Origin of the sequence: Haemophilus sp. HN_Hi08 (assembly GCF_049824455.1) — a bacterium.
Lineage (GTDB): Bacteria > Pseudomonadota > Gammaproteobacteria > Enterobacterales > Pasteurellaceae > Haemophilus > Haemophilus influenzae_D.
Genome location: NZ_CP187493.1, coordinates 1794574 through 1820765 on the forward strand (window position 1 = coordinate 1794574; position 26192 = coordinate 1820765).

A 26192-nucleotide genomic window follows, 5' to 3' on the forward strand; every position below is an offset into this window, starting at 1 on the left:
CTAATTAGCTAATTCTAAAATCCAAGGCAAAATTGTTGGATAGGTTAAGAAAAAAATCATCACGATAAATACAATCCAATATAAAACGATGAGTTTTTTACGGGAAATATATTTGCTACAAATGATTTTTTTGGAAAACATCAACAGCCAAAATCCATAGGCGAAGGCACATAATGAAACGATAAGCATAGGAATACGCAAATAATCATATTCGCCTAAGCCAATCAACCATGTAGATGACACGCCGAACACTAAATAGATTAATGGTGCGATGCAGCACAAAGTTGATGCCACCGCGGCACTAAGTGCGGTGGCTATGGCAACCCAAAAGGATTTATTAGAGCTTTTTAGAGACGTAGTCATATTTAAATTCTTTTGGATCAAAGGAATTTAACGGATCGCCACCCACTTCAGCATACGGATAGCCGAAGTTATTGATTGGAGCCAGTTCTGGTTGTGGATATAAATCGAAGTCACGGGCATGATTAAATCCCACCCAGTTTGCTTCCCAGTTACCAAACAAATATTTTGTTACGGCTTGTGTATCTTTATCTTCAACAGATTTTTTCTCTGCTAAACGCATTTTGGCAACGTCTGCGGAATCAACTGGTACCCATCCAAATCCTGCAAGGTAGAATTCAGCACGGCAGTGCTGACCGCCACTTACGTTTGCGATGCCTTGTTCATTCGCACTACCGAAAGCACCTTTGGAATATTTGCCCATTTTCTCTGCCGCACCTAAGCGAATACCAAAAATTTCACGGGCTGGGATGTCTGCCGCACGAGCAAGCGCCACAAATACAGAGTTAATATCGGTACATTTACCTTTTAATACGCCAGTAGTAAGAATTTTTTCTACATCGCCGTCACCACAACCTAATACAGAATTATCACGTTCCATATTTTTTACGATCCAATGGTGAATAAGTTCTGCTTTTTTCAATGGATTAGTTTCTTTACCTACGATTTTGTCAGCAAATTCTTTCACAATGCCATCAGTTTTAATGTGTTGAGTAGCTTTTAAATACTCTTGTACATCCACGGAATACTGAATATCTTTTGGCGGAGTATAATTCTCTAAAGCACCTTTCACCATAGGTTCACGGTCTTTTGTTTCAATGACCATCGTGACTTTTAAATCACGTTTTTGTGCATCTTTATCCCAAGTGGCAAATAAGGTTTTCGCACCGTATTTATTGTTTTCTGTTACATAGGCATTCATGTAATTACCTTCAAAGTGAATCGATTTCACTTGTTGGTATTCTCCATTAAATGGCAATGGAACCCATAAATTGGTTTGTCCTTGCGAGCCTTTTGGTGCAACTAAATCGTAGGTTTGCGTGAATTCGTAAAGATGGGCGTCTGTATTGTAGTTTGGAATAATGGTGTTTGCATGAGCTAACGAGCCACACGCAGAAAACACCGCAACCGCGATAAGTTTCTTCATGAAAAGATCCTCTAGTTAATAATAGTTAAACTTAACATATTAGATAAACTAATACGCCACTATGCTAACGGATTTTTAAATCTATAGTCAATTTGTTATTCCAAAATTTATAAAAACATCAACCTACTAAAATACCCTATAAATAATATACCTATTAATAATTAGTTGATTTGGCTCAAGTAAAACTTCTATACAAAGATTATAATTAACTCGTTTTAGTTATTACTCGATCTTACTGTGGGGGACGATATTATGAGTAACTTTAATCAAATAAGTCGCCGAGATTTTGTCAAGGCGTCATCTGCGGGAGCTGCACTGGCAGTTTCAAATCTTACTTTACCTTTCAATGTAATGGCTAAAGAGACACAATACCTCAATGAAAATAGTCAGGAACGTATTGTTTGGAGTGCTTGTACAGTAAACTGTGGTAGCCGTTGTCCATTACGAATGCACGTAAAAGATAACCGAATCACTTATGTGGAAACCGATAATACGGGGACAGAAACATATAATCTTGATCATCAGGTTCGTTCTTGTCTACGTGGACGTTCTATGCGTCGTCGAGTGTATAACCCAGACCGTTTAAAATATCCAATGAAACGTATAGGTAAACGCGGAGAAGGTAAATTCAAACGAATCAGTTGGGATGAGGCTTTAACTGAAATTGCAGACGCATTGAAACGCAATATCAAAAAATATGGCAATGAATCAATTTATTTAAACTATGGTACGGGAACACTCGGTGGCACAATGGCTAAATCTTGGCCACCTGCATCAACTATGATCGCTCGTTTTATGAATTGTATTGGTGGATATTTAAACCATTATGGTGATTACAGCACCGCACAAATTGCAGTCGGTTTAGATTATACCTATGGTGGTGGTTGGGCATTGGGAAATGGAATGGCTGACATTGAAAACACCAAATTAATAGTGTTATTCGGTAATAATCCTGCAGAAACTCGTATGAGTGGAGGTGGTTTAACTTATTGTATTGAACAAGCCAAAGCTCGTTCCAATGCCAAAATGATTATTATCGATCCTCGTTATAATGATACTGGTGCAGGGCGTGAAGATGAGTGGATCCCAATTCGTCCAGGCACTGATGCAGCCCTCGTTTCAGCTCTTGCTTATGTAATGATTCAAGAAAATCTCGTGGATCAACCTTTCTTAGATAAATATTGTGTTGGTTATGATGAAAAAACATTACCCGCTGACGCCCCTAAAAATGGTCATTATAAAGCCTATATTTTAGGTTATGGTGATGATGGTATCGCTAAAACCCCTGAATGGGCGGCTAAAATCACTGGTATTCCAGCGGAGAGAATTATTAAACTCGCACGTGAAATTGGCAGTACAAAACCCGCCTTTATTTCCCAAGGTTGGGGGCCTCAACGTCGTAGTAATGGAGAATTAATCTCTCGTGCCATTGCGATGTTACCAATCTTAACGGGTAATGTTGGAATTCACGGTGGTAACACTGGTGCACGTGAAAGTGCGTACAGCATTCCATTTGTGCGGATGCCTACGCTAAAAAATCCCGTGAAAGCAAGCATTCCAATGTTTTTATGGACAGATGCAATTATTCGAGGCACAGAAATGACCGCACTTACAGATGGTATTCGTGGTGTTGATAAATTATCTTCCCCCATTAAAGTAATTTGGAATTACGCAAGTAACTGTTTGATTAATCAGCATGCACAAATCAATCGTACCCACGATATTTTACAAGATGATACCCAATGTGAAATGATCATTACTATTGATAATCATATGACATCTACTGCCAAATACAGTGATATTTTATTACCAGATTGTACAACTTCAGAACAAATGGATTTCGCTTTAGATGCCTTTGTATCCAATATGGCCTATGTCATTTTTGCAGATCAAGTGATCAAACCATCTTTTGAATGTAGACCTATTTACGATATGTTGAGTGATTTAGCTGAGAAAATGGGCGTAAAAGAAAAATTTACTGAAGGAAGAACACAAGAGGAATGGTTACGCCATATTTATGAGCAATCTCGAGAAAAATTACCTGAATTACCTACTTTTGAAGAATTTAGACAACAAGGTATTTTTAAAAAGGTTGATCCTAATGGCTTTAAAGTTGCATACAAAGATTTCCGTGATAATCCAGAAGCCCATCCACTTAAAACGCCATCTGGAAAAATTGAAATTTATTCTTCTCGTCTAGCTGAAATAGCAAAAACTTGGAAATTAGCAGAAGATGAAGTGATTCATCCCTTACCTATTCACGCCCAAAGTTTTGAGCATTACGGTGATCCATTAATGGAAAAATATCCGTTACAACTAAGTGGTTTTCACTACAAAGCGAGAACCCATTCAACTTATGGCAATGTGGATGTATTAAAAGCAGCTAATCCACAAGAAGTTTGGATGAATCCTATTGATGCAGAACCTCGTAATATTAAAAATGGCGATATGATTCGTATCTTTAATGATCGAGGCGAAGTACGTATTAATGTAAAAATTACCCCCCGTATTATTCCAGGGGTTGTGGCATTAAGCGAGGGGGCTTGGTATGCACCAGATAAAGATCGTATCGATCATTCAGGTTGCATTAATGTACTTACGACACAACGCCCATCACCGCTTGCGAAAGGTAATCCGCAACATTCTAATTTAGTTCAAGTGGAACGTTTGTAGGGGGATAATTATGGAACAATATGGTTTTTATTTTGATTCTGAACGCTGCACAGGCTGTAAAACTTGTGAATTAGCCTGTAAGGATTACAAAGATCTTGGCACAGAAGTCAATTTTCGTCGTATTTATGAATATACAGGTGGTCAGTGGAATCAACAAGCAGATGGATGCTGGCATCAAAATATATTTGCTTATTATATGTCTATTTCTTGTAATCATTGTGCAGATCCTGCTTGTACAAAAGTTTGCCCAACTGGTGCAATGCACAAAAATGCAGATGGTTTCGTGATCGTCAATGAAGAAATTTGTATCGGTTGTCGTTATTGCCATATGGCATGTCCTTATGATGCACCGCAATATGATGCACAAAAAGGTCATATGACAAAATGTGATGGATGTTATTCTCGCATAAAATCAGGTCAAAAACCGATTTGTGTTGATGCCTGCCCACTACGTGCATTGGATTTCGCTCCTATTGATGAACTTCGAGCAAAATACGGCACTCAAGCCTCCATCGCACCACTACCACCGGCTGATATCACTCAACCAAATTTAGTGGTAAAACCCAATAAACACGCTCGTTTAAGTAGCGATACAAGTGGGTTCTTAGGAAACCCAAGAGAGGTGTAAGATGAATACAGGATTATATGAACTGCCACTAGTATTTTTTACAGTTTTGGCACAAAGTGCGGTCGGTGCTTGGCTTGTTTTCACATTTGTACTATTAAATGAGAAAAATACAAAAAGTCGCACTTATATTCATAAAGTAATGTTTGTGATTTTGGCTTTGCTAGGTATTGGATTTATTGCTTCCATTATGCATCTTGGCTTACCTATACGTGCATTTAATTCACTTAATAGAGTCGGCTCATCAATGATGAGTAATGAAATTGCCACTGGTGCAATATTTTTCGCATTAGCAGGTTTCTACTGGCTGATTGCAATTTTAGGTAAAATGCCAGCTTCACTTGGAAATGTATGGCGAATTGTGATCGCCCTTATCGGCATACTATTTATGTATGTAATGAATCAGGTTTACCATATTACAAGCATACCAACTTGGAATAATGCATTAACCTCTTGGTCATTCTATCTTACCGTTGTATTAGGTGGATTAACATTGAGCTATGCGTTATTAATCCCTAATAAACAACGTGAATATCAGCTTCAGCGTCTGCCAAGTTTATTTGCCATTGGAGTATTATTGGTCGCAATAGTCGCCATATATCAAGGCTTCAATTTACACAATATTCACAGTGCTATTCAAAATGCCGCTGACCTCGTACCAAATTATGCCATAATGACCGTAACTCGCTTATGTTTACTTTCCATTGTAGCTTTCCTCTTATTCCGAGTGAAAAACATAGGACTATTAGGTATTTCCGTTCTATTAACGTTAGTAGCTGAAGGCATCGGTCGCGTATTATTTTATGGATTACATATGACTTACGGTATGGCGATTGGTGGTTAAATTATGTTGAGGCGTATAGCATACGCCTCAATTTTTAGAAACGTTAATTAGTAATATTTAACCAACCCTCATATCCCCATTCACTAATGACAAATTGTTTTCGGAGATACTATGCAAAATACTCTTCAACAAATTTCTATTTATGGGCGTTTACTCGGTGCAGTATTTTACTATGAGCCTAATGATGCACGACTTACTGATATTTTGACATTCTTTCGCCAACCAAATTGGATGCAGGAATGGGAAATTTCATTTGATGTAAAAACACATAAAAAAATCACCGCACTTATTGAAAAAGGGCTGCAACAAAATATCACTGAACAATATCAGTATTTATTTATTGGTCCAAATGAATTACCTACGCCACCTTGGGGATCCGTATATCTTGATCCTGAATGTGTTATTTTTGGTAATTCTCTCTTAGCATTACGCGATTTCTTACAACAACATCAAATCGCATTTCAAACACAACAAGATGAACCAGAAGATCATATTGGCTTAATGCTAATGCTTGCTGCATATTTAGCAGAAAATCGACCGCACTTATTAATCGAATTTCTACGTGAACACTTCTTAACTTGGGCGTATCATTTCCTTGAACAACTAAGCAAAATAGAAAATTCTGATTTTTATCAAGCTCTTGCATTACTTACCCTAAAAACTTTACAACAATGGCAAGTAGATTTACATATTAATATACCGACAGTAAGATTTTATCGATAATGAAAAACGAAGCCTATTATCAGGCTTATTTAAGCCACCATCACATTTCTCGTAGAGGACTATTGCGTCATGTATTTCCAGCTACAAAATCAACAATGGAAAAAACGCAATCTCGTCCTCCCTTTTCAGCACGAGAAGATTTATTTTCCGCCGTCTGCAATGGTTGTGGGGAATGCGCTTCAGCTTGCCCTAATGGTTTAATTCAACTAAAACAGCAACAAGCCACCCTTGAAATTGACTACGCACCTTGTGATTTGTGTGGTAAATGCGCAGAAGTTTGTCCGACAAATGCACTACATCCTAATTTTCCAGCGGATACATTACTTCGTCCACAATTTTCCTCAGCCTGTTTAATCCTACAAAATCAAACCTGTCCAGACTGCCAAACCGCTTGCCCACAACAAGCAATCTCCAGCACTTTAGAGATTGATAATGAACGTTGCAATGGATGCGGAGAATGTAAAATTACCTGTTTTGTCGCAGCCATAACACTTAAATAAAAAACCTTAATTTTCCACCGCACTTTCCTTCTAACATTTGACACCCCTAGCCCTTACACCTATTATTCCGTAGTTATTTATTTAAGATTTACGGAACAAAATAATTATGGTGAATAAAACCGCTCAACTTAAACAAGCTCTAGAAAATCGCATTCTCATTTTAGACGGTGCGATGGGGACGATGATCCAAAAATATAAACTGACCTAAGCCGATTTTAGAGGCGAGAAGTTTAAGAAAAGTGCGGTCGATTCTGTCGCAGAATGGTGCACTTGGCCAGTGGGAGAACTTTTAAAACACGCCCTTGTGAAAGGGATTACCACTTGCCAAACATTACCAAGCCCACTAGATGTGATTGAAGGCCCGTTGATGGCTGGCATGGACGTAGTCGGCGATTTATTCGGCGATGGTAAAATGTTCCTGCCGCAAGTGGTAAAATCGGCGCGCGTGATGAAACAATCTGTGGCGTATTTAGAGCCATTTATCAACGCCACCAAACAAAAAGGTTCCAGCAACGGTAAAGTGGTGATTGCAACCGTAAAAGGCGACGTGCTCGATATCGGTAAAAACATCGTAAGCGTGGTAATGCAATGTAATAACTTTGAAGTGATTGACTTGGGCGTCATGGTGCCGGCGGACAAAATCATTCAAACTGCTATTGATGAAAAAGCGGATATCATCGCATTAAGTGGCTTGATTACCCCCTTCTTTAGATGAGATGGAATACTTCTTAGGCGAGATGACCCGTTTAGGCTTGAAGCTGCCTGTGATGATTGGCGGTGCTATCACCTCTAAAGAACATACGGCAATTAAACTTTATCCAAAATATAAAGAACACGGCGTATTTTATACCTCAAATGCCTCCCGTGCGGTAACGGTGTGTGCGACATTGATGAACCCAGAAAGCCGTGCGGCATTATGGGAACAATTTAAAAAGGATTACGAGAAAATCCAACAATCTTTTGCAAATAGTAAACCGCTACGTGAACAGCTTAGCATTGAAGAAGCACGTGCAAATCTCTTTGATGGCTTTAGTGGTGAATGGGCAGATTACGTGCCACCAACGCCAAAACAAACGGGCATTGTGGAATTTAAAAACGTACCAATTGCCGAGTTGCGCAAATTTATCGACTGGTCGCCATTCTTCCGTATTTGGGGCTTGATGGGCGGCTATCCGGATGCCTTTGATTATCCTGAAGGTGGCGAAGAAGCACGCAAAGTGTGGAACGATGCACAAGTGGTTTTAGATGAATTAGAACAAAACCACAAACTCAACCCAAGCGGCATTTTAGGCATTTTCCCTGCGGAACGCGTGGGCGATGATATGGTGCTATTCTCTGATGAAGAACGCACACAAACCATTGGCACCGCTTACGGCTTACGCCAACAAACGGAACGTGGCAAAAACAGCAAAAGCCCATTTAACTTCTGCTTAAGTGATTTCATTGCTGATCGTGAAAGCGGCAAAAAAGACTGGTTCGGCATGTTTACTGTTTGCGCTGGTATTGAAGAAATGGCGTTAGTGGAAGGCTATAAAGCGGCAGGCGATGACTACAACGCTATCTTGCTACAAGCCGTAGGCGATCGCCTCGCTGAAGCCATGGCAGAATACCTGCACTTTGAGCTTCGCACCCGCATTTGGGGCTACACGCAAGAAGAATTTGACAACCAAGGGTTAATTAATGAAAATTATGTTGGCATCCGACCTGCACCGGGTTATCCAAGCTGGCCGGAACACACGGAAAAAGCCCTGATTTGGGATTTATTAGAAGTCGAACAATGCATCGGCATGAAACTCACCGAAAGCTACGCCATGTGGTCGGCAGCTTCCGTCTGCGGTTGGTACTTCACCCACCCTGCAAGTAACTATTTCACCTTAGGTTGCATTGATGAAGACCAAGCTCAAGATTATGCCAAACGTAAAGGTTGGGATGAGAGAGAGATGATGAAATGGTTGGGTGTGGCGATGAAGTAAATAAAGCTTTTCTCATACTATCTTTAGAATTATAATGACTAAGCTAATTACGCGTTTTGGTAGAAAATTCTATCTATTGTCGGGCGAATCGCCAGACTGAATATTAATTGTTTCCAATTGTGGCGAGATAAAGGAAAAATTTCCGCCCGCCTCGCTACACGGAAATTTTTCCTTTATCTCGCTCATTTAGGTAGTTAGTGCAATAAAATGCAAAATCTTAAAAAATATTTTTTTGAGTTAATTGATCCTAATAAAACCCAGATAAAATACAAATTACCTTTTATCTGGGTTTTTGGTTCTGGAGCTGAATCCATAAAAAGAATAGAGCAAATCAAAGATCCATTGAGCCCTACTCATGAAAATTTTCGCCCTTATAATGAAATCACTTCATTTCGAGCAGGTTTTATACAATGGAGTAAGACTATTAGTCATGATATCGTTGATAATCTAACTGTTCCTGAATCCTATCCGCAATGGTTAAATTTTAATAAATACTCAAATTTAGTTGATTTTGAACTGGACATTGCTTCTATATCCCAAGGTGTAATAATCTTTTCTGAAAGTATTGGTGCCCATACAGAAATTGGAATGTTTTCTAATATTACAGAGTTACATAAAAATATATTAATCATAGCTCCTGAAAAATATATCAAGGATGATAATTCTAGTTTTTTTAATTATGGAGCCATAAGGAAAATTAGAGAAAATGAATTATCTGAAGAACTAACAAATATCTGGAGTTTAGAAGATGAATTTATTCATTCATACACTCCTGAACAACTAAATAGATTATTTAAAGAAATCTCAGATCATTTTCTGAATATAATCACTGATGCTGGCAATCCAAATACTAAACTTAATTGTAATAACAGACATCATAGAATTCTACTACTTTTAGATCTTATTGATTTATTCCCATCTAAAACAAAATCCTTCTACATAGATATTATCGAGGGATTTGGAATTAGTTTAAATACCAAAGAAATAACAAATATAATCACAATATTAGATTTACTGGAATTGATATCAATTAAAAACTCTGGAAATAATAAACTTTATAGTATAGCTATAAAAGACTATGTTAGTTGTATTAATTATCAGGCAAACAAACCAAAAAGGTTTGAAAGATCATCATTCAAAATAGAAATTAGTGGAAAAAAATGTTAATTAATGATTTAAAAGAAAAATTCTCATTGAATGAGAAAGAAATTTTAAGTTTTATAAACTCTTCACCTAGTCGTTATAAATCATATAATATAAAAAAGCGTCATGGTGGGACTAGAGAAATAGCAGAACCTACCAGAAGCCTAAAAATATTACAATCCTGGGCTCTAAACAAATACTTATCTAAATATAAAATTCATCCATCAGCAATAGCTTATGTTAAAAATAAAAATATAAAAGATTTTGTCTTACCACATTCAAATAACAAATATTTATTAAAAATAGATTTCAAAAATTTTTTTAACTCTATTAAGGGTATTGATTTTTTACATTTTCTAGAAGATAAAAAAAGTGATTTATCAAATGAAGAAAGACATTTATTAACAAATATATTTTTTTGCAAAAATAAAACCTCTGAGAGCAAAGAACTTTATCTATCAATTGGTGCACCATCATCTCCCTTTATATCGAATATTATTATGATTGACTTTGATGATCAAATCTCTCAACTTTGTGCAAATATAGGCGTTACCTATACAAGATATGCTGATGATCTCGCTTTCTCCACAAACAATCCAAACATCCTTGATGAATTGCTAGAAGAAATAGAAATAATCTGCAAAAATTTAAATTACCCAAAAAAATTAGAAATAAATTCTGAAAAAACAGTTTTCACATCACGTAAACACAATAGAACATTAACCGGATTAGTAATTTCTAATGATGGAAAAATAAGCATTGGAAGAGAGAAAAAGAGAAAATTAAGAGTTATTGCTCATAAAGCAAGTTTAAGATTGTTAGATCAGGAAAGTTTAGATAAATTTAAAGGTACTTTAGCTTTTTTATTAAGCATTGACCCTGATTTCTCGAACTATTTAAAACAAAAAGCTAATATTTAATTCTCTTCCACCCTCCCTATGATGGCGCAAGCGTCCTCGCTTGTGCCTCTCATCTAAAAGTGCGGTCAGAAAATCCAACGGATTTTGAATATTAGATCTGCCAACGGTTATGAATAAAATTTGCTATGTTTTTATTAAATAGCACCAGCGAGGACGCTGGCGCTATCTTTCTTTATCAGATCATCTCGGTTGTGCACGCTTCCCAGCGTGTACCCTATTTCACTAAAAACACCTGAAAAACTGACCGCACTTTATTTACTTTTAGGACACGCATTAGAAAATGCATGCCTCCACAAACATTAATCACAACAAGTGCGGTGAAAATTTTCAACGTTTTTGGATTTATTGCAACAACCAATCCACCACATAAATCACTTCAATCCCATCAATCTCTGTTTGTTCGTAATATTTTCCCGTAATTAAGATCTTTTTATAGTTATCTTTAATATGCAAAAGATTATCTGTTTCGTGGGTATTTTCAGGGATTTCAAAGGCGACTTGCACATATAGAATTTCATCGGCTTTTCGGGCGATAAAATCAATTTCTTTGCTGTCGAGTTTGCCCACATCTACGCTATAACCTCGTCTTAGCAATTCAATAAAAACGATATTTTCTAAACGATTAGCATAATTTGCACCTTTTTTGCCGATAGCGTGTCGTCTTAACCCGTTATCCACAATAAAATATTTGGCATTGGTTTTTAAATAACCTTTTCCGCGAATATCATATTGTTTTGCTTTATAAAAAAGAAAGGCATTTTCTAACAAATCAAGATATTTGCTTATGGTGTGATTTGAAGTGGGAACACGTTCGGACGTGAGCGTGTTGCTAATTTTGCTTGGATTCACCAACTGCCCTACGTTATCCGCTAAAAAGAGAATTACACTTTTAAGAATATGCGTGTCTTTCACTCCAGCTCGGTGGGCAATATCATTTAGCACGATGGAATCAAAAATACCCGATAAAATCGTTTCTTTTAAAGGCTCATCAGCCATCACAACGCTGGGGAAACCGCCATATTTTTCATATTCTGAATAGAGTTTATTTACCAATCTTGATTGACTATCCACATTTTTTGCGTGCAAAAATTCTTTGAAAGAAAGCGGGTAAATTTTGATTTCTACATACCGACCGCTTAACAACGTCGCAAGCTCACCGGAAAGCAAGTTGGCATTGGAACCTGTAATCACTATATCGGTGTTAAAACTTACGCGAAGCGCATTGACGATTTTTTGCCAACCTTCCACAAACTGAATTTCATCAATCAGAAAATAGATTTTCTCTTGAGAAGACGGCATTTTTTCTTGAATAAGCTGTTGGAAGTCTTGAGCGTCTTTCACCCATTGATATTCAAAAGATTCAAAATTGAGGTAAAGAATATTTTCAGGGGAAATTCCTTGTTGTTGAAGGTAATCACGGTATTGCATGAGTAGCACTGATTTACCAGAACGACGAACACCAGAGATGACTTTGATAAAATCAGTATCTTTAAATTGAATCAGTTGCTGTAAATAATTTTCACGAGAGATCATAGTTTTACTCATTGGAAGTTAATTTCATATTTGTAAAAAGTGTACAAAAATTGGAAGTTAATTTCCATATTTTATTTTTTTGTGTGTGTTTGGAATTACATTTCCAGTTTTTATTGCATTTTTTAGTCTCATTCCAATCCCTTGCACAGTCCCCAATTTTCGCTATCATATGCGCTTTCTTATTTCTCGGAATTTTGTATTTATGAATAAATTAAAGATGGCATTGCTTGTTGTTTTCCTTGTGAGTTTATTTGCTTGTACCACAATACATCAGCCGAAAGAGACTGTTAAATCTCGATTTTTAAAGAATAATAGATTAAATAAGATTTCTATCATTAATATCTATACAACATAAAAATTCATTAAATCTCTCTTGATATTCTCCCTATAATGGTGTTAAATCGCTCACATATTGTGAGGTTATATCTAATTAAAATTATGTGTCAATTACTCGGAATGAATTGTAATACGCCGACGGATATTGTTTTTTCTTTTGAAGGTTTCCGTCGTCGCGCTGGTTTAACAGATTGCCATTCAGATGGCTTTGGAGTCGCTTTTTTTGAAGGACGAGGTGTACGTATTTTTCGTGATAATCAAACAGCCAGTCTTTCCCCCATCGCAGATTGTGTAAAACAATATAATATTAAATCTCTTAATGTCATTGCGCATATTCGTAAAGCAACACAAGGCGAAGTCAATATTGAAAACACCCATCCGTTCATTCGTGAAATTTGGGGACAAAACTGGGTTTTTGCACATAATGGTAATTTAAAAAACTTACCAGATATGACAGATCATTTTTTACAGCCAATAGGTTCTACAGATTCTGAAGCTGCTTTCTGTTATATGGCTGAGTATCTTAAAAATACTTTCCGCAAAAAACCAAGTGAAATGGAAATTTTTGAAGCAATTCAAAAAGTAACACAAGAACTTGCTCAACACGGTACGTTTAATTTCATTCTTTCTAATGGCGAGTGGATGATTGCACATTGCTCAACAAACTTACATTATGTTATGCGAAAAGCACCTTTTGGCAAAGCTCACCGTATTGATGATGATGGAGTAATTGATTTTAGCAATTATGCAAAAGCAGGAGATAAGGTCAATATCATCACAACATTTCCTTTAACCAAAGATGAATCTTGGACAAAAATGGAAAATGGTGGATTTGTGTTTTTTAAAAATGGAGAGAAAATCGCCGAAGTTATTGGGACGCCAAAAGAAGCGATTGATGATGGTACTTTAGGTAATAGGACAATAAATTCTGCTATTTAAATATCAATATAAATAAACCCGCCCTTATTTTTATAAAAGAATTTTATATCTTTTATAAGAATTATAAAAATCAAAAACCTCTAAAAAAAAGGTAAGAATAGAAAATACTATTCTTACCAACTAAATCTTCAATATTTTTTATAAAGCAATATTTAAATAAGGAATATGAATATCTAACCAGCGATAATCCAAAGTCCACCTAGAAGATCAAGCATAAAATTATTTAAAAATAATAAGATAAACACAACAACCATAGGAGAAAAATCAATCATTCCTAATGTAGGTAAGAATCGACGGATAGGTTTTAAAAGTGGTTCGGAGAGTTGATAAAAGGCATAACTTATAGAATTATTACCTCGATTAAACCAACTTAAAACAGCCCCAATAAAAAGCACATAGAAAATAGCTAAACCAATGCTTTTCAATACAGTTAATACGCCCAATACTAAGAGTACATTTACTGATAAACCAAAATAAATAATACCTTTCAACATACCGATAATAAATACTAACAGTAAAGCAGAAGTATCGATATTTTTCACAGTAGGCGCAATTTTACGCAGAGGTTTTAATACTGGATCAGTCATTTTGACTGCAAATGTTGAAACGGGACTGTAATAATCCACTCGAGCAAACTGTAACCAAGCTCGTAAGATTAATACAAGTGCATAAAGATTAATAATTGATCCAATAAATAATGCGGTTTGGGATAATTCCATCATAACCATCCTTTTCTTCTAAAATAAATATATGGTGTCAGTGCGGCTGCGATCATTAATCCAATTGCCATTGGATAGCCATATTTAAAATGTAATTCAGGCATAAAATCAAAGTTCATACCATAAGTAGACGCAACTAATGTTGCAGGAAGGAACATCACAGAAACAACTGAGAAGAATTTCATAATTTTGTTCTGTTCAATATTGATGTAACCCATCGCAGCTTGCATTAAAAAGTTTACTTTTTGGAACAAGGATTCATTATGCGGTTGCAAAGATTCAATATCTCGTAAGATTTCTCGTGCTTGTTCTAACTGATTAGTTGGTAAGCGAGTTTTGCGAACCAAGAAACCTAATGCACGTTGGGTATCCATCAAGCACAAACGAACTTTTGAACTCGTATCTTCTTGTTCTGTGAGTGTATTTAATGCTTCATCAAAGGCTTCATCTTGTTTTCCGTTTAAAATAACACGACTCAACTCTTCCAAATCTGCATAAACATTTTCAATCACGTCCGCTAATTGCTCAATTTTCGTTTCAAATAAATCCAGCAAAACTTCATAAGAATTACATTCTAATAAACGCTGGCTACGTGAACGCATACGATATAAACGGAATGCCGGTAGCTCGCGATCACGCAACGTAAATAAACGACCATCACGAATAGTAAAAGCGACGCTCGCTAAATCAGCATAATTGTCTTCATCTTCGCAATAAAAAAATGAGTGCAGGTGTAAACCATCTTCATCTTCAAAGAAACGGGCGGAAGCTTCAATATCTTCCAATTCAAGAAAAGAGGCTAGGCTCTGACCTAAACCTTCTTGTAGTATTTCACGTTCTTCGCCTGTTGGCTCAAGTAAATCAAGCCAAATGGCAGTATTGAGATCAGTTTGGTCTTCGTCAATGCGAACCAAGCGGGAATCATTGATAGCAAACGCGTTGATCATTTCATACTCCTTGTGGGATTATGAACAGCTAACAGTGAACAAATTAAAGAGGAAACGAAAGTGCGGTTAAAAATCGCAAAGTTTTCGTTAAGAGATGCCGAAATAGCGGTAAATTTACCGGCGAACGCACGCCGATAATAAAAAGGCGGGCGTCTAGAGCGATATTCGGTATCGACTATGACTGTCCAAAGTGTGTGTCCTTCTCGTTAAAAAATCGGGCGAATGTTACGCTTGAAAGTGGTGTTCGTCAAGTTTTATCAAAAAACTATGACAACATTTCGCCCTTATTTGAAAACTAATCTCTAAAATTATTAAATTGGAATGGTTGGCCTAATTCAGCACTTTTTACAAGTTGAATGACAGCCTGTAAATCATCACGTGACTTACCTGTCACACGCACTTGTTCGCCCTGAATTTGAGTTTGAACTTTGATTTTAGAATCTTTTACTAATTTAGTAATTTTCTTCGCCATCTCTGTTTCAATACCCTGCTTAAGTTTGATTTCTTTACTATAAAGTTTACCGTGGTGTTCGCTTTCTGCAGGAATATCTAAAGAACTATGCTCAATACCACGTTTAATGCAAGAACCAATTAAAATCTCAATTAATTGCTCAAGTTGGAAATCAGATTCTGTGGTAATTTTAATCGTTTCATTTTTTTCATTTAATTCAATTACCGCTTCGACACCACGAAAATCATAACGCGTGCTAAGCACACGGTTGGCATTTTCCACTGCATTACGAACTTCGTGTAAAGTAATTTCAGAAACAATATCAAAAGATGGCATGGTCTTCTCCCGTTTTATTAAATTCGATCATTGGCACTTAAAAGGCATAAAAGTGCGGTTAAGTCGGCGAAGTTTACCACAATTTGCGCTTGTTGTTGTACTTTAGGTTTAGCATGGAACGCAACACCTAGCCCTGCCACATTCATCATTGCCAAGTCATTTGCACCATCGCCAATAGCAATAGAATATTGTGAATCAATACGGTATTCCTCTAACAAATGTTGCAATGTTTTAGCTTTATATTGGGCATCAACCACATCGCCTTTAACTAAGCCAGTGAGTTTTCCATCTTCAATATCAAATTGATTTGATGCAGCAAAATCAAGCTGTAATAACGCTTTCAAATAATCCGCAAAATAAGTAAATCCGCCTGAAGCAATTGCGGTTTTCCAGCCATATTTTTGTAAGGTTTGGATAGTTTCGATTAGTCCAGACATTAGCGGTAAATTCTCTCTAACTTGCTGCAAAATGCTTTCTGGCGCACCTTTTAATGTACCAACTCGACGACGCAAACTTTGCTCGAAATCTAATTCACCTCTCATTGCGCTTTCCGTAATCGCAGAAACAAGTTCGCCAACACCCACTAGTTTCGCAATTTCATCAATACACTCAATTTGAATAGCGGTAGAATCCATATCCATCACCAATAATCCCGCTTGAGACAATTTAGGACTGAAATCTAATTTGGCAATATCTACTTCAACACCATTCGCAAATTTAACGAAATCAGCAACCCATTGCCCTTTCAACAAAACCACAATATTTTGTGCTACCATCCAAACATCAAAAATCTGTAAATTTTGACCGCACTTTTGTTGAAATTTTTCTAGCGTGCTTATGTCCAATTTTGTACCGTATAAAACAAAAAAGTCCCTCCCCTGTGTTAGTGCTTCATTGGCTAAAAGTGCGGTAGGAAATTGTGGGTATTTTTGTGTAATACTTTCGAAACGTTGAATTTGCATAAAAATCCTGTAAGTTGTGGCGACTAAAAAGATTTTAACCGATGTAAGTTGAAAAAGTGCAAATAATTAAAGAAAAACTACTCAATGATACTTGCAACGATTATTTCCCTAAGCCTAAGGATATTTGGCGTCATCTTATTTAGTGTAAAACAATTATTTTTAAATCATTATCGCCGTGCTTATCATAAACTCAAAGAGAAAAAAGTGCGGTAAATTTGATAATGAAATCTAGTAGTATGCGTTTTCATCAATGTCATCGTAGAATTTGATTATTATCACAAACTATTAAATTGAGTGTGGATTTTTGCTAAATTTCTTTCAGAAATAAGGTAGAATGCGCTGGATTATTTTTCAAAACGAATTATCACAGGAGAACAAAATGGCAACTCGTAGACAATTAGCCAATGCAATTCGTGTCTTAGCAATGGATTCTGTACAAAAAGCGAAATCAGGTCACCCTGGAGCCCCAATGGGGATGGCGGATATTGCTGAAGTATTATGGCGCGACTTTTTAAAACATAATCCAACTAATCCTAAATGGGCTGACCGAGATCGTTTTGTACTTTCTAACGGCCATGGTTCTATGTTGATTTATAGTCTTTTACATTTAACTGGCTATGATCTTTCTATCGAAGATTTAAAACAATTCCGTCAATTACATTCTAAAACCCCAGGCCACCCAGAATATGGTTATGCCCCCGGTGTTGAAACCACGACTGGCCCTCTTGGTCAAGGTATTACCAATGCTGTTGGTATGGCAATTGCAGAAAAAACACTTGCAGGTCAATTTAACCGTGAAGGCCATGAAATTGTCGATCACCATACTTATGTATTCTTAGGCGATGGTTGTTTAATGGAAGGGATTTCTCACGAGGCTTGCTCTTTAGCAGGAACATTAGGTCTTGGCAAATTAATCGCATTCTACGATGACAATAATATTTCCATTGATGGTCATGTTGATGGTTGGTTCAGCGATGATACTGCAGCACGTTTTGAAGCTTATGACTGGCAAGTAATTCGTAATGTAGATGGTCACGATGCAGAGCAAATTCGTGCTGCTACCATTCTTGCTCAAGCAGAAAAAGAAAAACCAACGTTAATAATTTGTAAAACCATCATTGGTTTTGGTTCTCCAAATAAATCAGGCTCTCACGATAGCCACGGAGCGCCATTAGGCGATGAAGAAATCGCTTTAACTCGCAAAGCACTTGGTTGGGAATATGCGCCATTTGAAATTCCAGCTGAATACTATGCTGAATGGTCTGCAAAAGAGAAAGGCTCAGCAGCAGAAAAATCTTGGGAAGAAAAATTTGCCACCTATGCAAAAGCCTATCCTGAATTGGCAGCAGAATTTAAACGTCGTGTAAACGGTGAATTACCAGCAAATTGGGCGGCAGAATCTAAAACGTTCATCGAAAAATTACAAGCGAACCCAGCGAGCATCGCAAGCCGTAAAGCATCACAAAATGCAATCGAGGCGTACGCTCACGTATTACCTGAATTTTTAGGTGGTTCTGCAGACTTAGCAAGCTCTAACTTAACCTTATGGAGTGGTTCTAAACCGATTCGTGCGCATGAAAACGTAGGTGGTAACTACATCAACTACGGTGTGCGTGAATTTGGTATGTCTGCCATTATGAACGGTATTGCTTTACACGGAGGTTTCATTCCTTATGGTGCAACTTTCTTAATGTTCTACGAATATGCACACAATGCGGTACGTATGGCGGCATTAATGAAACAACGCGCTTTATTCGTTTACACTCACGATTCTATCGGTTTAGGCGAAGATGGCCCGACACACCAACCTGTAGAACAAACGACTTCACTACGCTTAATTCCAAACCTTGAAACATGGCGTCCATGTGACCAAGTGGAATCTGCTATTGCATGGCAACAAGCGGTTGAACGTCAAGATGGCCCAAGTGCGTTGATCTTTACCCGTCAAAATCTTGCTCAAATGAACCGCACTTCTGCACAATTAGATGCAGTTAAACTTGGTGCTTATGTGTTAAAAGATTGTGATGGCACACCTGAGTTAATCTTCATTGCGACAGGTTCTGAAGTGGAATTAGCAGTAAAAGCTGCAGATGTATTGAGTGCTGAAGGTAAAAAAGTGCGTGTTGTTTCTATGCCAAGCACTAATCGTTTTGATAAACAAGATGCAGCATACCGTGAAAGCGTATTGCCTGCAGCTGTAACAAAACGTGTTGCAATTGAAGCGGGTATTGCTGACTTCTGGTATAAATACGTTGGATTCAACGGTCGTGTTGTCGGTATGAATAGCTTCGGCGAATCCGCACCAGCAGATCAATTATTTAAACTCTTTGGTTTCACTGTTGAAAACGTGGTAGCGAAAGCAAAAGAAATTCTTTAAGATTCATATAATTAGCTCCTTGATATTCAAGGAGCTATTTTATTGGCTATTAAAAATTATTGTGAGATATGAAATAAAGAAAGGAATAGATGTATACTTAATTTCTCAGCTATCTAACGAAAACTACAACTTTTTATTTTCTGCAGTTTCTGGCTCTAAATCTAATTTTGCCATTAATAACTGATCGCCATCTTCTTCTGGATTATCTGTAACAAGTAATTTATCGCCATAGAAAATCGAATTTGCCCCCGCCATAAAACACATCGCTTGCATTTCTTCAGTCATACCACTGCGACCTGCAGAAAGACGAACATAACTTTTTGGCATGGTAATACGTGCAACAGCAATCGTTCGCACAAACTCCGTCCAATCTAATTCTTCCGCATCGGCTAAGGGTGTACCTTCAACCTTAACGAGTTGATTAATCGGCACTGACTCAGGTTGCGGATCAAGATTTGCAAGGCTCGCGATTAATCCTGCTCGTTCTTTACGAGTTTCATTCATCCCCACAATGCCGCCACAACACACTTTTAACCCAGCTTTGCGTACTTTTCCTAAAGTGCTAAGACGATCATCAAAACGGCGTGTACCAATCACTTCCGCATAATGTTCTGGCGCGGTATCAAGATTATGATTGTAATAATCTAATCCAGCTTCTTTTAAATCTTCTGCCATACCGTCTTGCAATAAACCAAAGGTACCGCAAGTTTCTAAACCAAGCGATTTCACTGCTTTAATAATTTCTGTGACTTTCTCAATATCTTTTGGCTTAGGGCCTCGCCAAGCTGCGCCCATACAAAAACGCCCTGCACCACGCGCTTTCGCAATTTTTGCTTTCGCAATAATTTCATTAACATCTAATAACTGTTGATTTTGTACGCCAGTATGATAACGGGCTGATTGAGGGCAATAACCACAGTCTTCTGGGCATCCACCCGTTTTGATAGACATTAACGTGGATAACTGAATCGTGCGAGGATTAAAATGCTTACGATGAATTTGCGCTGCTCGGTAAACTAATTCCAAAAATGGCGTTTCAAATAACGCCTCAACTTTGCAAACAGACCAATATTCTACACTTGGATGAGGTGTAATAGAGTTAATTTGTAATTTTTCCGCTAACATATTTTTCCTTTGAAAGTGCGGTTAAAAACACCACGCTTTTTATACTTTCTTAATTGATGAACTAGTGTATATGGTAGAAACAATCAATTCAACGTTATGAATAAAACTAATTTTACACCCCTTTTTGTAATTGACTTATCTGACCATTTTCCACCACTAACACCTGATCTATCGAGCCGATTAATTCCGATGGTTGGTGGGTAACAAGTAGCAATGTTAAATCTTTCTCGTCACAAAGTTTAGCGATTAAAGCAAGCATTTCTACCCGAAGTTTCTGATCTAACGCCGAAAACGGTTCATCTAATAACAAAATTGGCTTATCTCTCAATAAACAACGCGCCAATGCCACTCGTTGTTTTTGCCCCCCCGAAAGAGAATTCGGTAAACGTTGTAAATAATCGCCCAATCCTACAGAACAAGCGACCTGTTCAATTTTTTCCTGCTCAAGTGCAGTTAATTTTAAAGAGGGTTTTATTCCTAAGGCAAGATTTTGTTGTATAGTCAAATGGGGAAATAAGTTATTTTCTTGAAATAGCATCGAAACAGGACGCTCGTAAGGCGCACTACGCGTATGATTTTTATCGTTTAACCAAATTTCTCCTTGAGCAGGAAATTCAAACCCAGCAATTAAATTCAATAAGGTACTTTTCCCTGCGCCACTTTCGCCAATAATTGCGACACGTTCGCCAGCCTTAACGTTCAAATTAAAGCACATCGGTAAGGTTTTATCATTCAAAATCACATTATTTAGATAAATCATCAGCATCCCTATATGTGTGAATAAAGGCAAACAATATGCCACAAAGCAATAATAAAATCCCTGCGGTTACAGCTGCATCTTGATTACGATAATTCCCTAGCTGCTGATATAACAAATGCGGTAGAGAAGTAAACTCTTGATTGCCAAATAACGCAATCGCCGTAAAATCGCCGAGAGATAACGCTAAACCTAAAGCAAAAGCATAACGCAGCGGTGCGCGCAAGGTTTTCCACTCAATCAGATAAAAACGTTGCCAACCTACAATTCCCAAACTGTTACACAGATTTTCGTAATAACGCATATTGTTATGAAAAGGTGCGCTTAAAATACGTAAAACAAAAGGCATTGCACTTAAGGCATTACAAAATACAACGATGATAAACAAATCAATATTGGAAAAATCACGCTCTTGTAATAATAAAAATAACCCCATCGCAAGCACTAAAATCGGGATTGCCAAAATTACCATTCCTGTATTAATAATAAATTGAGCGATTTTCTGATAATGTAACCATTCTAAACGGCGTGATAAAAGCAATAAGGCAATCGCCATCGTTAATGCAAGTAATGCGGACAAGGGTGCGATAGAAAGTGAATAACCTAACGCATGCCAAAGTTGAGAATTATGCCAAACCTTGAGTAAACTTGATGAACTCAATGCGCTAATAAGAATATTCAAAACTGGCGAAAAAAGGAAAAAGACAAAAACAATTAAAACAAAAACATGGAAAATTTTGACCGCACTTTTAGGTTTCACAAACCAAATATTACTATTGCTCAAACCATTTTGATTAGAAGGCGAAAAACGAGATGTTAAACTAAATAAAAGCAAGCAAAATACAAATTGCAACATAGCAAAGAGTGCCGCTTTCGGCAGATCAAATTCAAATAAAATCGCTTGGTAGATTGCTGTTTCTAATGTTGTATATTGAGGCCCACCACCTAGCGTAAGAACAACGGTAAAACTGGTAAAACACAGCATAAAAATCAAGCTAAATGTGGGCAAACATTGCTGACGAAAAACAGGCCACTCCACCAATTTAACGAATTGCCAACCTTGTAAATTAAGCTGGGCTGCAAGCTGACGTTGCTGATAAGGGATACTTTGCAAACTTTGTAAGAAAAGTTGCGCTGCCAGTGGGATATTGAAAAAAAGGTGCGCAATTAAAATTCCCGAAAGTCCGTAAATATGCCCCTGCCACGACATTCCAAAAAGATTAGCAAACCAAGCTAACCAACCGCTTGAACCATAAATACCGATCAAACCAAAAATTGCCACTAAAGCAGGTAAGACAAAAGTTAGCGACATTAATTTTAACAACCACTTTTTTCCAAAAAATGGCTTATAAAATAATGCCCGAGCGAGAAGTAAACCAAAGAAAATAGATAAAACGGTAGAAAGTAAAGCTTGCCCAAAACTGAAAAGAATCAGATGCTGTAGATAATCATCAGTAAACCAAGCTCGCCATTGTAATTCATCGCCCAATGTAAAGATTGAACTTAACGCACTTCCATAAAAAAGCGTAATCACGCCGATGACAACAACGCCGCCCACATAATGACGCAGGCGGAATTGTGGATGATGAAATAACGACAGCATCAAATTATTTTGTTAATGTAGTTTGCCAAGTGCTGATCCAATTTTTTAACTGCTCAGGATTCACTGTTGGATTAATTGGTGTTTGCATTTTTTGTTGAACTTTAAGCGCATCAAAGTGCGGTTCAATTTCGCCTTGAATAACTGGCAACATAATATTGGCTGTCACAATATGTTTTTGTGCTGTAGGCGAAATTAAAAATGCCATAAAATCATCCGCACATTGATTTGGATGGTTGGCAACTCTTGCCGCTAATTCTACTTGAGTAATATGCCCTTCCGCAAAATCTGTCGCCGCATAATTATCTTTTTTCTCAAAAAGTTGATGATAAAGTGGCGATGTGCTGTAACTTAATACTAAATCCGCTTCGCCTTTTAAGAATGCACCGTAAGTATCTGACCAGCCTTTACCCACTGTTACCGTATGCTTATCTAAATTTTTCCAAGCAGATTGAATTTTATCTTCAGGATAAATTACATTCATCCAAACCAATAAACCACGTCCCACACTGCTGGTGCGAGGATCTTGATAAATCACACGAAGATCTTGACGTTCAACTAATTCTTTCAAACTTTTCGGTGGGTTTTGTAATTTGGTTTTATCATACACAAAAGCATAGTTACCGAAGTCGAAAGGCAAGAAGGTCTTATTTGTCCATTTTGTTGGTAAATCAAGCTGAGTTAAATCCACGTTATTTGGCGCAAAAATACCTGTTTTTTCAGCTTGTTCCAAAAAAAAGTTATCTAAACCTAGCACAATATCCGCTTTTGTTTTCTTTCCTTCCAAACGAACACGGTTGAGCAACACTCCAACGCTTTCAAAAGGCGTAAAATTAATAGTGCATTGTGGGTGTGCTTTTTCAAAATCTTGTTTTACTTTTGGCCCCGCACCCCATTCAGAAGTGAAAGAATCGTAGCTATATACGTTCACACTTTGCTGTGATTGTGCTAATGCTGCAGTGGAAAAAAGTGCGGTAGAAATTAAGGTTAATTTAAGAAGGTTCATTATTACATCCTTATTTATGATTAAAAGGCAGCAATAATGACGAAAAGGAGATAAGGCTATATTCCTAGTTTCCTACGTCAGTATTAACTGTTTCAGGTTCACGGGTATGATCTCAGCGTATTGCACCCCGACTAGGCTTGCTAGTGTATTAAAATTTACTCAAGTTGCCAACGGCTTTTTAATGTATTCTGTGTGTAAAGAATAAAAAAGCCCTGTAAAACAGGGCATTCATTGGAGGTTAGAAAATTAAAAGATTATACGATCACGATTTTTCTCTAGTGTTGCTTTGCCAATTCCTTGTACTTCTAAAAGCTGTTCTACATTAGTAAAATTACCGTGTTTTTCACGATATTGCACAATAGCTTCCGCTTTTTTCGCACCAATGCCAGTTAGGGATTTTTGAATTTCACTGGCAGTTGCTATGTTAATATTCAATTTATCTCCCATCATAGCTGCTGCTACTTGTGAATCCGTTTGAGTGGTCACAACAGCTTGAGTTGTTTGCTCAACCACCTTGTCTTCAGCAAAAGTGGAACCAGCTGCAAGTGCCCCACACAATACAAACGAAGTGAATAATGTTTTCATTAATTTCATAGAGGTTTCCTTATAATATGAACCGTTGATCAACAATCAACACACCTATTTTTTCCTGCCTTGCAAAAAACCTCAAGAAACTGACCGCACTTTTGCGATCTCGATCGCAAAAATTCTTAATTTGAATGAAAAAACAAGGACTTATCATTGACGATAAGCCCTTAGTATTAATTAACTTCTTTTATTCTCAACTCTTTTGGCACTTCAAAGAACATATTTTCTTCTAAACCTTGCAGCTCTTCTATAGTATCCGCACCAAACTCTTTTAAGCGGGAAATAATCGATTGAACTAATTCTTCGGGTGCAGACGCGCCAGCTGTAATCCCTATGGTTTTTACATCATTAAACCAATCATCTTGAATATCGGAAGGATCATCAAGAAGCTGTGATTTAATCCCCATTCGAGACGCCAATTCAGCTAAACGATTTGAATTTGATGAGTTTTTAGACCCCACAACCAACACTAAATCTGATAATTTAGCCAATTCTCGCACCGCTTCTTGACGATTGGTTGTCGCATAACAAATATCGTTTTTATGTGGTCCTTGAATAGCGGGATATTTTTCCTTTAATGCAGCAATAGTTTCTGCTGTATCATCTAGCGATAAAGTGGTTTGCGTCATAAAGGTTAAATCATCATTGTCTTGCATTGGCAAACGTGCAATATCTTCTACTTTTTCAATCAAGAAAATTCCGCCATCTTCATTACTATACTGCCCCATTGTGCCTTCAACTTCAGGGTGTCCTTTATGTCCAATCAAAATCGCTTTTGTTCCCTTTCGACTTGCACGAGCAACTTGCATATGCACTTTGGTCACCAAAGGACAGGTTGCATCAAATACTTTGAGATTGCGGTCTTTCGCTTCTTGTCGAACGGCTTGAGATACGCCGTGCGCAGAAAAAATCACGATCGCACCATCAGGTACCGCGCTTAATTCTTCCACGAAGATCGCACCACGATCACGCAATCCGTTCACAACAAATCGGTTATGCACCACTTCATGACGAACATAAATCGGTGCGCCATGAATTTCTAAGGCGAGTTCAACAATACTAATAGCACGGTCTACACCGGCACAGAATCCTCGTGGATTGGCTAAAATTATCTTCATTTCTGACCGCACTTTTCTACTTGTTTATCTTGTACTTTTTTCTTTTCGCTCTTAAACGCATCCAATGCTAACAACCCTGTGCCAATACAAATGGCAATATCAGCGATATTAAACACTGGATAATGATAAATATCCCAATAGAAATCAAAGAAATCCACGACGAAACCATTGTAAGCTCGATCTACCATATTCGCTAATGCACCACCAATAATCAGTGCATAAGCAGAATTTTGGATTTTTTGTTCGGCATTATTTTTTGCTAAAAAATAAACCAACATGCCTGAAATAGCCAATGCCAACGAAATAAAGAAATATTGTTGCCAGCCACTATGATCTGCCAAGAAACTAAATGCTGCGCCATAATTGCGAACATAAGTCAGGTTAAAAACAGGCAGCACATTAACACTTTCATACAAATCAAATTTTTGTACCACAATGTATTTTGTAAACAAATCCACCACGAAAGCGACCGCACTTAACCATAAAAACGAAAGCCCTGATTTTTTGGACATACTATTTCCCTTTTAAAAAAATTCCGCTCATTCTAGCA

Annotated in this window: 23 protein-coding genes, 2 pseudogenes and 1 riboswitch; of the genes and pseudogenes, 11 read left to right on the plus strand and 14 right to left on the minus strand. The window is 37.3% G+C overall.

The features are described from left to right. Together ACPT8O_RS08785 and ACPT8O_RS08790 are read right to left on the minus strand one after the other, a co-directional pair. A complete protein-coding gene (locus ACPT8O_RS08785) occupies positions 1-363 on the minus strand; it encodes a mercuric transporter MerT family protein (RefSeq protein WP_021034842.1) in 363 nt (120 codons plus the stop codon). Next, entirely contained in the window at positions 338-1447 is a 1110-nt protein-coding gene (locus ACPT8O_RS08790) for a transglutaminase-like domain-containing protein (protein WP_021034841.1), read from the minus strand. Before ACPT8O_RS08790 ends, ACPT8O_RS08785 begins: the two co-directional genes overlap by 26 nt. Before the next feature lie 252 nt (positions 1448-1699). On the opposite strand from ACPT8O_RS08790, the gene ACPT8O_RS08795 reads away from it, so the two are divergent. The 8 genes and pseudogenes from ACPT8O_RS08795 (at position 1700) to ACPT8O_RS08830 (ending at position 10848) form a co-directional block, all read left to right on the plus strand. Beyond that, a complete protein-coding gene (locus ACPT8O_RS08795) occupies positions 1700-4120 on the plus strand; it encodes a DMSO/selenate family reductase complex A subunit (protein WP_021034840.1) in 2421 nt (806 codons plus the stop codon). Positions 4121-4130: 10 nt separating this feature from the next. After that, positions 4131-4748, plus strand: coding sequence for a DMSO/selenate family reductase complex B subunit (locus ACPT8O_RS08800; RefSeq protein ID WP_005669796.1), 618 nt, complete (start codon positions 4131-4133; stop codon positions 4746-4748). A 1-nt stretch (position 4749) separates the two neighbouring features. Beyond that, entirely contained in the window at positions 4750-5589 is an 840-nt protein-coding gene (locus ACPT8O_RS08805) for a dimethyl sulfoxide reductase anchor subunit family protein (RefSeq protein ID WP_041175291.1), read from the plus strand. Positions 5590-5700: 111 nt separating this feature from the next. Further along, positions 5701-6312, plus strand: coding sequence for a Tat proofreading chaperone DmsD (dmsD, locus tag ACPT8O_RS08810; RefSeq protein ID WP_005669792.1), 612 nt, complete (start codon positions 5701-5703; stop codon positions 6310-6312). Next, a complete protein-coding gene (gene napF / locus ACPT8O_RS08815; protein ID WP_005669790.1) occupies positions 6312-6812 on the plus strand; it encodes a ferredoxin-type protein NapF in 501 nt (166 codons plus the stop codon). The genes dmsD and napF overlap by 1 nt, the downstream gene beginning before the upstream one ends. 235 nt (positions 6813-7047) lie before the next feature. Continuing rightward, positions 7048-8785: pseudogene (locus tag ACPT8O_RS08820) on the plus strand (vitamin B12 dependent-methionine synthase activation domain-containing protein); the annotation flags it as partial. A 207-nt stretch (positions 8786-8992) separates the two neighbouring features. Then, a complete protein-coding gene (locus ACPT8O_RS08825) occupies positions 8993-9952 on the plus strand; it encodes a retron St85 family effector protein (RefSeq protein WP_021034836.1) in 960 nt (319 codons plus the stop codon). After that, positions 9946-10848, plus strand: a complete 903-nt coding sequence (locus tag ACPT8O_RS08830; protein ID WP_021034835.1) for a retron St85 family RNA-directed DNA polymerase — start codon at positions 9946-9948, stop codon at positions 10846-10848. Before ACPT8O_RS08825 ends, ACPT8O_RS08830 begins: the two co-directional genes overlap by 7 nt. Positions 10849-11190: 342 nt before the next feature. Here ACPT8O_RS08830 and ACPT8O_RS08835 read toward each other — a convergent pair whose 3' ends face one another. Next, a complete protein-coding gene (locus tag ACPT8O_RS08835; protein ID WP_041175290.1) occupies positions 11191-12393 on the minus strand; it encodes an ATP-binding protein in 1203 nt (400 codons plus the stop codon). A gap of 67 nt (positions 12394-12460) precedes the next feature. Between ACPT8O_RS08835 and ACPT8O_RS08840 the strand changes: the two are divergent. Together ACPT8O_RS08840 and ACPT8O_RS08845 are read left to right on the plus strand one after the other, a co-directional pair. Then, positions 12461-12694: pseudogene (locus ACPT8O_RS08840) on the plus strand (hypothetical protein); the annotation flags it as partial. A gap of 125 nt (positions 12695-12819) precedes the next feature. Beyond that, entirely contained in the window at positions 12820-13656 is an 837-nt protein-coding gene (locus tag ACPT8O_RS08845) for a class II glutamine amidotransferase (RefSeq protein WP_014550958.1), read from the plus strand. Between the two features lie 173 nt (positions 13657-13829). Here ACPT8O_RS08845 and ACPT8O_RS08850 read toward each other — a convergent pair whose 3' ends face one another. From ACPT8O_RS08850 to serB, 4 genes are all read right to left on the minus strand, one after another. Then, positions 13830-14375, minus strand: a complete 546-nt coding sequence (locus tag ACPT8O_RS08850; RefSeq protein ID WP_021034832.1) for a YggT family protein — start codon at positions 14373-14375, stop codon at positions 13830-13832. After that, positions 14375-15322 (minus strand): magnesium/cobalt transporter CorA, encoded by a 948-nt coding sequence (gene corA / locus ACPT8O_RS08855; protein WP_021034831.1) that lies wholly within the window; start codon positions 15320-15322, stop codon positions 14375-14377. The genes ACPT8O_RS08850 and corA overlap by 1 nt, the downstream gene beginning before the upstream one ends. A gap of 295 nt (positions 15323-15617) precedes the next feature. Next, on the minus strand, positions 15618-16109 hold the full coding sequence (locus ACPT8O_RS08860) for a YajQ family cyclic di-GMP-binding protein (protein ID WP_005651674.1): 492 nt from the start codon (positions 16107-16109) through the stop codon (positions 15618-15620). A 17-nt stretch (positions 16110-16126) separates the two neighbouring features. Continuing rightward, positions 16127-17071: a phosphoserine phosphatase gene (gene serB / locus ACPT8O_RS08865; protein ID WP_021034830.1), complete on the minus strand. Its 945-nt coding sequence runs from the start codon at positions 17069-17071 to the stop codon at positions 16127-16129. Between the two features lie 379 nt (positions 17072-17450). Here serB and tkt point away from each other — a divergent pair, with 379 nt between their 5' ends. Then, a complete protein-coding gene (gene tkt / locus ACPT8O_RS08870) occupies positions 17451-19448 on the plus strand; it encodes a transketolase (protein WP_041175289.1) in 1998 nt (665 codons plus the stop codon). 123 nt (positions 19449-19571) lie between these two features. On the opposite strand, the gene bioB is transcribed toward tkt, so the two are convergent. The 7 genes from bioB to lspA all read right to left on the minus strand — a co-directional run bounded on the left by bioB (position 19572) and on the right by lspA (position 26154). Continuing rightward, positions 19572-20573, minus strand: coding sequence for a biotin synthase BioB (gene bioB, locus ACPT8O_RS08875; protein WP_014550962.1), 1002 nt, complete (start codon positions 20571-20573; stop codon positions 19572-19574). Between the two features lie 112 nt (positions 20574-20685). Beyond that, the gene (gene thiQ, locus ACPT8O_RS08880; protein WP_021034827.1) at positions 20686-21333 is read right to left on the minus strand and encodes a thiamine ABC transporter ATP-binding protein; all 648 of its coding nucleotides are present in this window, start codon (positions 21331-21333) and stop codon (positions 20686-20688) included. After that, a complete protein-coding gene (gene thiP, locus ACPT8O_RS08885; RefSeq protein WP_021034826.1) occupies positions 21317-22933 on the minus strand; it encodes a thiamine/thiamine pyrophosphate ABC transporter permease in 1617 nt (538 codons plus the stop codon). The genes thiQ and thiP overlap by 17 nt, the downstream gene beginning before the upstream one ends. 4 nt (positions 22934-22937) lie before the next feature. Then, a complete protein-coding gene (thiB, locus tag ACPT8O_RS08890; protein ID WP_021034825.1) occupies positions 22938-23936 on the minus strand; it encodes a thiamine ABC transporter substrate binding subunit in 999 nt (332 codons plus the stop codon). Between the two features lie 52 nt (positions 23937-23988). Further along, positions 23989-24076, minus strand: a riboswitch (TPP riboswitch). Positions 24077-24182: 106 nt separating this feature from the next. Next, positions 24183-24530: a helix-hairpin-helix domain-containing protein gene (locus tag ACPT8O_RS08895; RefSeq protein WP_021034824.1), complete on the minus strand. Its 348-nt coding sequence runs from the start codon at positions 24528-24530 to the stop codon at positions 24183-24185. Positions 24531-24697: 167 nt separating this feature from the next. After that, positions 24698-25642, minus strand: a complete 945-nt coding sequence (ispH, locus tag ACPT8O_RS08900) for a 4-hydroxy-3-methylbut-2-enyl diphosphate reductase (RefSeq protein ID WP_021034822.1) — start codon at positions 25640-25642, stop codon at positions 24698-24700. Beyond that, positions 25639-26154: a signal peptidase II gene (lspA, locus tag ACPT8O_RS08905; protein ID WP_021034821.1), complete on the minus strand. Its 516-nt coding sequence runs from the start codon at positions 26152-26154 to the stop codon at positions 25639-25641. The genes ispH and lspA overlap by 4 nt, the downstream gene beginning before the upstream one ends. Positions 26155-26192 lie beyond the last annotated feature (38 nt).

Bases quoted from the DNA above. Each gene is read 5' to 3' on its own strand.
- ACPT8O_RS08785 (WP_021034842.1), bottom strand. From the start codon at position 363: ATGACTACGTCTCTAAAAAGCTCTAATAAATCCTTTTGGGTTGCCATA.
- ACPT8O_RS08790 (WP_021034841.1), bottom strand. From the start codon at position 1,447: ATGAAGAAACTTATCGCGGTTGCGGTGTTTTCTGCGTGTGGCTCGTTA.
- ACPT8O_RS08795 (WP_021034840.1), top strand. From the start codon at position 1,700: ATGAGTAACTTTAATCAAATAAGTCGCCGAGATTTTGTCAAGGCGTCA.
- ACPT8O_RS08800 (WP_005669796.1), top strand. From the start codon at position 4,131: ATGGAACAATATGGTTTTTATTTTGATTCTGAACGCTGCACAGGCTGT.
- ACPT8O_RS08805 (WP_041175291.1), top strand. From the start codon at position 4,750: ATGAATACAGGATTATATGAACTGCCACTAGTATTTTTTACAGTTTTG.
- dmsD (WP_005669792.1), top strand. From the start codon at position 5,701: ATGCAAAATACTCTTCAACAAATTTCTATTTATGGGCGTTTACTCGGT.
- napF (WP_005669790.1), top strand. From the start codon at position 6,312: ATGAAAAACGAAGCCTATTATCAGGCTTATTTAAGCCACCATCACATT.
- ACPT8O_RS08825 (WP_021034836.1), top strand. From the start codon at position 8,993: ATGCAAAATCTTAAAAAATATTTTTTTGAGTTAATTGATCCTAATAAA.
- ACPT8O_RS08830 (WP_021034835.1), top strand. From the start codon at position 9,946: ATGTTAATTAATGATTTAAAAGAAAAATTCTCATTGAATGAGAAAGAA.
- ACPT8O_RS08835 (WP_041175290.1), bottom strand. From the start codon at position 12,393: ATGAGTAAAACTATGATCTCTCGTGAAAATTATTTACAGCAACTGATT.
- ACPT8O_RS08845 (WP_014550958.1), top strand. From the start codon at position 12,820: ATGTGTCAATTACTCGGAATGAATTGTAATACGCCGACGGATATTGTT.
- ACPT8O_RS08850 (WP_021034832.1), bottom strand. From the start codon at position 14,375: ATGGAATTATCCCAAACCGCATTATTTATTGGATCAATTATTAATCTT.
- corA (WP_021034831.1), bottom strand. From the start codon at position 15,322: ATGATCAACGCGTTTGCTATCAATGATTCCCGCTTGGTTCGCATTGAC.
- ACPT8O_RS08860 (WP_005651674.1), bottom strand. From the start codon at position 16,109: ATGCCATCTTTTGATATTGTTTCTGAAATTACTTTACACGAAGTTCGT.
- serB (WP_021034830.1), bottom strand. From the start codon at position 17,071: ATGCAAATTCAACGTTTCGAAAGTATTACACAAAAATACCCACAATTT.
- tkt (WP_041175289.1), top strand. From the start codon at position 17,451: ATGGCAACTCGTAGACAATTAGCCAATGCAATTCGTGTCTTAGCAATG.
- bioB (WP_014550962.1), bottom strand. From the start codon at position 20,573: ATGTTAGCGGAAAAATTACAAATTAACTCTATTACACCTCATCCAAGT.
- thiQ (WP_021034827.1), bottom strand. From the start codon at position 21,333: ATGATTTATCTAAATAATGTGATTTTGAATGATAAAACCTTACCGATG.
- thiP (WP_021034826.1), bottom strand. From the start codon at position 22,933: ATGCTGTCGTTATTTCATCATCCACAATTCCGCCTGCGTCATTATGTG.
- thiB (WP_021034825.1), bottom strand. From the start codon at position 23,936: ATGAACCTTCTTAAATTAACCTTAATTTCTACCGCACTTTTTTCCACT.
- ACPT8O_RS08895 (WP_021034824.1), bottom strand. From the start codon at position 24,530: ATGAAATTAATGAAAACATTATTCACTTCGTTTGTATTGTGTGGGGCA.
- ispH (WP_021034822.1), bottom strand. From the start codon at position 25,642: ATGAAGATAATTTTAGCCAATCCACGAGGATTCTGTGCCGGTGTAGAC.
- lspA (WP_021034821.1), bottom strand. From the start codon at position 26,154: ATGTCCAAAAAATCAGGGCTTTCGTTTTTATGGTTAAGTGCGGTCGCT.